We start from the raw sequence: 6,169 nt of genomic DNA on the forward strand, positions 1-6,169 counted from the left end.
CTGCCCGGAGGATCCGGAAGAACCCTTGCCGGTTCATCGTCGGCAGGCCGCAAACCTGCTGCCACGGAGCCCGCGGCAGCCGGTCAGTAGCTCGGATCCGGCAGCAGCCGGACGTTGGGCCACGGCCGCGCATCCGTACAGGGCGCGAGCGCCACGGCCGACGTTTCATAGTGCTCTGCGCCATAGATGTGCATGTCGCCGGAGCCGTCCGCATAGGCATGGGTGGACGGGTTCGAGAACTTCGCCGCCACGTCGAACATCGGGTAGAGCGACCACGCGGCATCCCAGTTCTGGTGCTTCGCGATGTTCGGCGCGCAGTAGACCTCGATCCCGTCGATGAAGGCATAGATCCAGTCGCGGTCGACGTAGGCCGCGTATTCGTGGATCTGCGAATAGGCGTCGAAGCTCTCGAAGCCCAGCCTGCGCAGGTCGAACTTCAGCGGCGCGCGGGTCTGGACCGAGAGTGAGCCATAGGCGCCCGAGTGTCCGGTGCAGGTCGACCAGCCGCCGTCGGGCCAGGTGCCGTAGATCCCGTTGAAATGCTCGAAGATGTCGAACTCCGGCGGCCAGCCGTCCGCGAGCAGCCAGAAGGCCGGCCAGGAGAACTGGCGGCTGGCCGTGACGCATTTCGCCGTCCAGACGCCGGTCTTGCCGCGCCATTCAGGAAGGTCCTGCGCGATGAGCGCCGAGGCCTGATGGTAGAAGATCCGGTCGACATTGCTCACCGTGACCTGCACCGGCTCGGGCAGACGGCACGAGCGCAGGCGGATCGCCGTCCGGCCCTGCTGGTCTGTGACGCGGGCGTGCGGCTCGCAGCATTGGACGGGCCAGACGTCGGCATTCATGTAGAGGCCGACCTCGCCATTGCCGTCCTGCGTGTAGCCATGGGCGAGCCTCGAGCGCCAGCAGCGCGTGCCCGACCCGGCATTGCCCACGAAGCCGGTGTCGGACCATTGCACTGTGGAGGCGTCGAGACTGGCCCTCGGGCTGCCCGTGACCGTCAGGCGCATCGGCGGCCGGTGGCGGGGCAGGATCGAAGGCAGCGCGTTCACCGCTCCGTCCCTGATCTCGATGTAGCCGGATACCGGCACGGCGCTGCGCCAGCCGCCCATGTCCGTGGCGATCGCGAAGGCGACCTTGTTGCCTGCGATCCGGCCATACTGCATGTCCACCGTCAGCCAGAGCTCCTGATCGTCGCCCGGCCGCCACACCGGCCAGTAGTCGCCGAGCCAGAGAAGCTGGTTGGCGCCGACGTTGATGCCTCCGCCGCTTACATTCGTGACGGTGGGGCGCCCGATCGCGGTCATGCGGATCGGCTGGTCGGCGGTCACCTTGATATAGGCGTAGCGCTGCCCCGGCGGGACGAAGACGGTCTTCGTTGCCAGGTCGTCGTAGGCGATGACGGGCATGGGAAGCGTGCCGAGAAGGTCCCACGGGTTGGGTTCGACCGTCGTCTCCACCGGCGTCGCGGCGACCGCAACCGGCGCGGCGGAACTGCCGCCGAACGCCCACGAGAACTGCTGGCACCGGACGGTGGCGGTGCCGCCGCCCGAGCCACCGCAGATCCCTGCCAATCCGCCGGTCGTGATGGGGGTCGCATCCGCCAGGGTGCCGGTCCATGCTGCGGGCTCGTCCGTGCTCGGCGCCCAGGCCTTCCAGGACAACTCCGCCCCGATGAGCCGGACGCGCAGCCAGTAGTCGCCCGATGCCGCGCGGGGGAAGGCGAGGTTCGACAGAATCGTCGCAGTGCCCGCGTTGAACCGGACCACCTGCATCGAGGGTCCCGCTCCGTTGTTGTTGAACATCACCCGATAGCCGCTTTCGGTGCCGGCGCCGCCGGATGCGCGCAGGGCGATGCCGGCATACCCTGCCGATTCGGAAAAGGTGAAGAGCGCCAGCGCCTCGACGTCGGTCGTTCCGTTCAGCGCATCGCAGGCGAGCAGCGAGCGGGCGGTGCTCGTCGGTTGCGATTGCAGGCAGCCGCCCGTTTCGATCCAGGCAAGCGCATTCCACGCCGGTGTCCAGCCGGCCGGCGCTTCACCCGTGTCCGCGTCAAAGAAGGCCGCCGTCACCGGTGTCTCCACCGCACCCCCTTCGAGTTCGGCAATCCGACCGAGAGCCGCGGTGAGGCTGTTGCCGAGCTGATCCACCGCTGACTGCATCCCTTGCAGCCGTAGGTCGAGCGCCGCATCGCCCGCGATGCTGCTGCCGCTCACGGTGTCGATGCGCGCGGAAAGCGCGGTGTCGCTGCAGGTGCTGCTTTCGGCAATGCCCGGTAGCGCCGTCTCCAGCGCGAGGAGGCGCGTCAGCAGGAGGGCGCTTTCCTCGGAGGCGTGAGTCTCCAGCGTCAGGACCTCGGCCTTCAGACCGTCGATCCGCGCCACGAGATCCGCGGCCTGCTGGCCGGAGGTCTGGATGTAGGTTGCCAGATGCCCTTCGAGGGCGGCGACCTTGTTGGAGAGCGCGTCGAGCAGGGGTGTGATGTCGGGATCGATTGCCATTGCGGTTCCTCTGATGGATCGGACGCCGCCCGAGCGGCGCCCTCCGTCAAAGCGTGATCGCTTCCGGACATTGAGATTCCCGAACCTGACCGTGCGCTGCCGCGCCATTCGGCGCCGAGGAGCCTGCGCGGGAAGTGGCCAGGAAGTGTGGCGAGGTGGCCGACGTTGCTGCTGCCGTGAGCGGCAGGGCTACGCCGCCCCTTTCCCGTCGGGCGGTGAGCACGCATCTCCGGGGCCTTCGGTCAAGCCGGAAGAAGAGCGACTTGCGCCATGTACCGGGCAGCAGGATGCCCGCGAGCTGTCATGGGGTTTTCCGGCAGGTTCCGCCTTGACCGATGGTGACCCCGGCAGGACGCCGCAACCCGAGGCAATGCAGGCACTTGCGAGGTAAACGACCCGAGGGCGGACGCACCGCTGATCAATGGGTTGCGAGTGGCGATGTAAACGCAGAGCCGATGATCCGCTCGGCAATCCGATCGTCGGTCGGCGCTCGCTTGCGCCCTTTTGTGCCTTTGCTTTTCAGGACATCATATATCTGATAACAGAAAACGCCGATGAACCCGGACGCCGGGGCGCGGATTCGGCTCCCGCGCGCAAAGCAACTTCATCCACATAAGGAGAAGCAACATGCCGTTGCTCACCGCTTGGCGCCCTCGCGGCGACAATCTGGATGGTCCTGTTCTGACGTGCCAGATCCCTGGACCTCTCGCCGTCATGTTCATGGACCCCACCTTGGCCTACCAGGTGGAAGGGACTGACATCGAGGAGGCTGGCCTGCTCGACCACGATCAACTTGTGCGATGCGCGTTGAACTGGTCGTACTCGGGGCGCTGCCTCATGTGATGGATCCGTTCGGCGGCGACCTTCGCCGCCGAACCTTAGCGCGGTCCCTTAGGAGGACAGCGCGCTCCGCCCAAGCTGTTGATTTTCAGCCAAGCGCGCTGTCCCTAGATGGGTAGATGTTCCCGCTTTGACCACGCTTTCTCGGTCTCGCAAGGTTCAGTGAACCTTCGCGCGATCCCTAGATGTGGCTCAGGCGGCAGCCGTCTGGCCCTCTAAGGAACCCGAGCCACGATCCGTTGGTTAAGTTACAGCGCGATTTGGTGTGGCTTGCGGGAGGCATTTTGTAGTAGGCCGCCGCGACAGCGACTTTTTGCAGCGCAAAGACCGCTGTGTGATTTCGACAAATCAGGTTAGGGTTCCGAACGCAGGTGGCGGACAGAGACCACGGGAGACAGGCGATGACGAAGACAGAGAGCATGCACCTCGACGCGCTGATTGAGCGCGCGAAGAAGGTTACCATGACCGCCGAACAGGCGACCGCGCAGCGTCGCAGCTTTGCCTACGGGAACTCTGCCTTCGAGAACCCGGCCATCACGATGCGTATGGTTGAGGAAGAGGGCGACCGTCTGGGCCTCTGAGAGAACGTTCATGAGTGACGAGTTTTCCGTCCGCCACAGCAAGGCTGACGAAGCGGTACTAGTCGAAGGCGCTGATGCAGTCGCCCGTCAGGAAGCGGCTAATGCGCTTGTTCAGGCGGAACGCGTGCGCCAGATGGTGATGGACGTCTTGGACGGACGTCCATTCCGCTTGCGGCCTTCGGCCATCCTCGAACTCAACCGCTGTGCCGTCCAAGGGCTTACCGCCTATGCTGGGACTACGAGGCCCGGGGCGGTGCAGATCGGCGAGAGCCGGCATCAGCCGCCGGAAGCGGGGATTGTGCACAGCCTCCTTGAGGAGATGTGTGACTACGTGAACGAGAACTGGAGGACGAGGTGCGCCGTGCATCTCTCCTCTTTCGTCATGTGGCGACTGAACTGGATCCACCCGTTCACCGACGGCAACGGCAGGACATCCCGAGCGGCCTCCTATCTTGTCCTTTGCGCCCACAGCGAGTCTTGGCTTCCGGGACGAGAGACGATCCCGGAGCAGATCCAGCGCAACCGCGTACCGTACTATGAGGCGCTTGAAGCGGCTGATGCGCGATTTGCAGAGAGTGGGACGTTCTCAGCCGACCTCTTGCCCGAAATGGAAGATCTGCTCGGCAACATGCTTGCCAGACAGCTTGCCACGGCCTTCGAGGCGGCAACCAGGTAGTTCACTGCCGCGCAACTCTTCAGTCCAACCACTTCACCATCGGCTGATGGATGCTGACGCCGGGCCGCCCCAGCGCTCGCCTCCGACGAGTCCAGCACGATCACCCCGTCCGGAATCATCCCGTCGCGCTGGCACCGGAACCGCCTCATCAGGTCGCCGATCAGGGCGTCCGCGCCGAAGCGCTTCTCGAGCAACTCGGGGAAGTATAGGACGACGCTGCCGCACTGGCGGCAGCGGACAAGCAGGTTGACTCGCTCGTGCGCGAGGTCTCGTACGCGGATGGGCATGCGAGAACACATGCGGAACAAGCGGTGATTCTGGAAGGGAAAGAGTTACCCGGACCACAACGATGACCCGAGTTCACCGACACGTTGACGCACCGTCCGGGCGAGGAAATGGTGTTGACATCTCTGAGCCCGAGACCATATTTGACTCATCCACCTCGTATGGCTTGCCCTGCGAGATAGGCCGCGCCGAAAGGCGCGGCTTTTCCATGTGCAGGTGACCCATGCGTCGAGTGAACGTCTACGTCGATGGCTTCAACCTCTACCATTCGATTGACGAACTTGGAGAAGACAGCCTCAAGTGGCTGTGTCTGCGAAGACTTAGCCAGAGCATCATTGGTGAACACGAGACGCTGAGGTCCGTGAAGTACTTCTCTGCCTACGCGACATGGCATGCTGACGCATATGCCCGGCACCGAACGTACGTGCAGGCGCTAGAGGCAGAAGGCGTGAAGTTCATCGCGGGCCAATTCAAGAAGAAGTTCTGCAGGTGCCGGATCTGCAAGGCGCAGTACGAGACGCACGAAGAAAAGGAGACCGACGTCAACATTGCGATTCACCTGATCCGCGACACGTTTGAGGACAGCTTTGACCGCGCCATCGTCATTACAGCGGATTCGGATCTGACGACCGCCGTAAACATGGCTAGGCAGATCCGCGGCACGAAATCGATTGATGTCGTTGCACCTCCTGGTCGCATGGGCAGGGCGCGCGCCCTGAAGCCGCTGTTCCAACTTTCCAAGGGCAGGATCCGCGAGGCGCGCCTCAACGAGACGTATGTCACTGCGGGGGCGACGATTACTGTGCCCGATAAGTACAGAACTCCACAGCCCTAGTCGAGGCCGCTCCCCGCTTCCGTCGTGAGTTTGTGCCGCCTCCTGGCAGGCGACTCTCCACTGCAGAGGCTTGCCTTGAGGTGCCGCGACGCCCTTTCAAGGTGAGCGATGATTGAGATCCCCTAAGAAGGGGAACTCTTTGGGCGGGCCTTATAGAGCCACAAAAAAATTTTCCGGGCACTCAGGCCAGCAGCGCATGCGCCTGCATGGACGAGCCGTCAGCATAATCCTCCAAAGACCAGCCGCCCACCCGCCGTGGTGCTCGACCAAGCAGAGGATCCGCATCTTGGCCTCCATCTCCCACGAGGCGCCGGGCGCTGATCACGGTGCAGCGCGAGCTCGCGCGTGACGACTCCCCGACGGAGGTGAGAGCAAGTGTTCAGCAGCCGGGGCAGCGCCTGAAGCGCTGCGTCGAGACGGAGGCCAGTGGGCGGCAAGCTCGCAGAACTGG

The 6,169-nt window shown here is 64.2% G+C and carries 5 protein-coding genes; 4 read left to right on the forward strand and 1 reads right to left on the reverse strand.

The window, feature by feature from the left end:
- Positions 1-83 precede the first annotated feature (83 nt).
- Complete coding sequence (locus ACTVZP_RS07070) at positions 84-2,501, reverse strand: hypothetical protein (RefSeq protein WP_443211425.1); 2,418 nt, start codon at positions 2,499-2,501, stop codon at positions 84-86.
- A 627-nt stretch (positions 2,502-3,128) separates the two neighbouring features.
- Here ACTVZP_RS07070 and ACTVZP_RS07075 point away from each other — a divergent pair.
- The 4 genes from ACTVZP_RS07075 (at position 3,129) to ACTVZP_RS07090 (ending at position 5,718) form a co-directional block, all read left to right on the forward strand.
- Positions 3,129-3,344, forward strand: coding sequence for a hypothetical protein (locus ACTVZP_RS07075; protein WP_443211426.1), 216 nt, complete (start codon positions 3,129-3,131; stop codon positions 3,342-3,344).
- A gap of 398 nt (positions 3,345-3,742) precedes the next feature.
- Entirely contained in the window at positions 3,743-3,922 is a 180-nt protein-coding gene (locus tag ACTVZP_RS07080) for a hypothetical protein (RefSeq protein WP_443211427.1), read from the forward strand.
- A 10-nt stretch (positions 3,923-3,932) separates the two neighbouring features.
- The gene (locus tag ACTVZP_RS07085; RefSeq protein ID WP_443211428.1) at positions 3,933-4,598 is read left to right on the forward strand and encodes a Fic family protein; all 666 of its coding nucleotides are present in this window, start codon (positions 3,933-3,935) and stop codon (positions 4,596-4,598) included.
- A 517-nt stretch (positions 4,599-5,115) separates the two neighbouring features.
- On the forward strand, positions 5,116-5,718 hold the full coding sequence (locus ACTVZP_RS07090; protein ID WP_443211429.1) for an NYN domain-containing protein: 603 nt from the start codon (positions 5,116-5,118) through the stop codon (positions 5,716-5,718).
- Positions 5,719-6,169 lie beyond the last annotated feature (451 nt).

The sequence above is a fragment of the Rhodobacter sp. NSM genome (assembly GCF_052244495.1).
GTDB lineage: Bacteria > Pseudomonadota > Alphaproteobacteria > Rhodobacterales > Rhodobacteraceae > Cereibacter_A.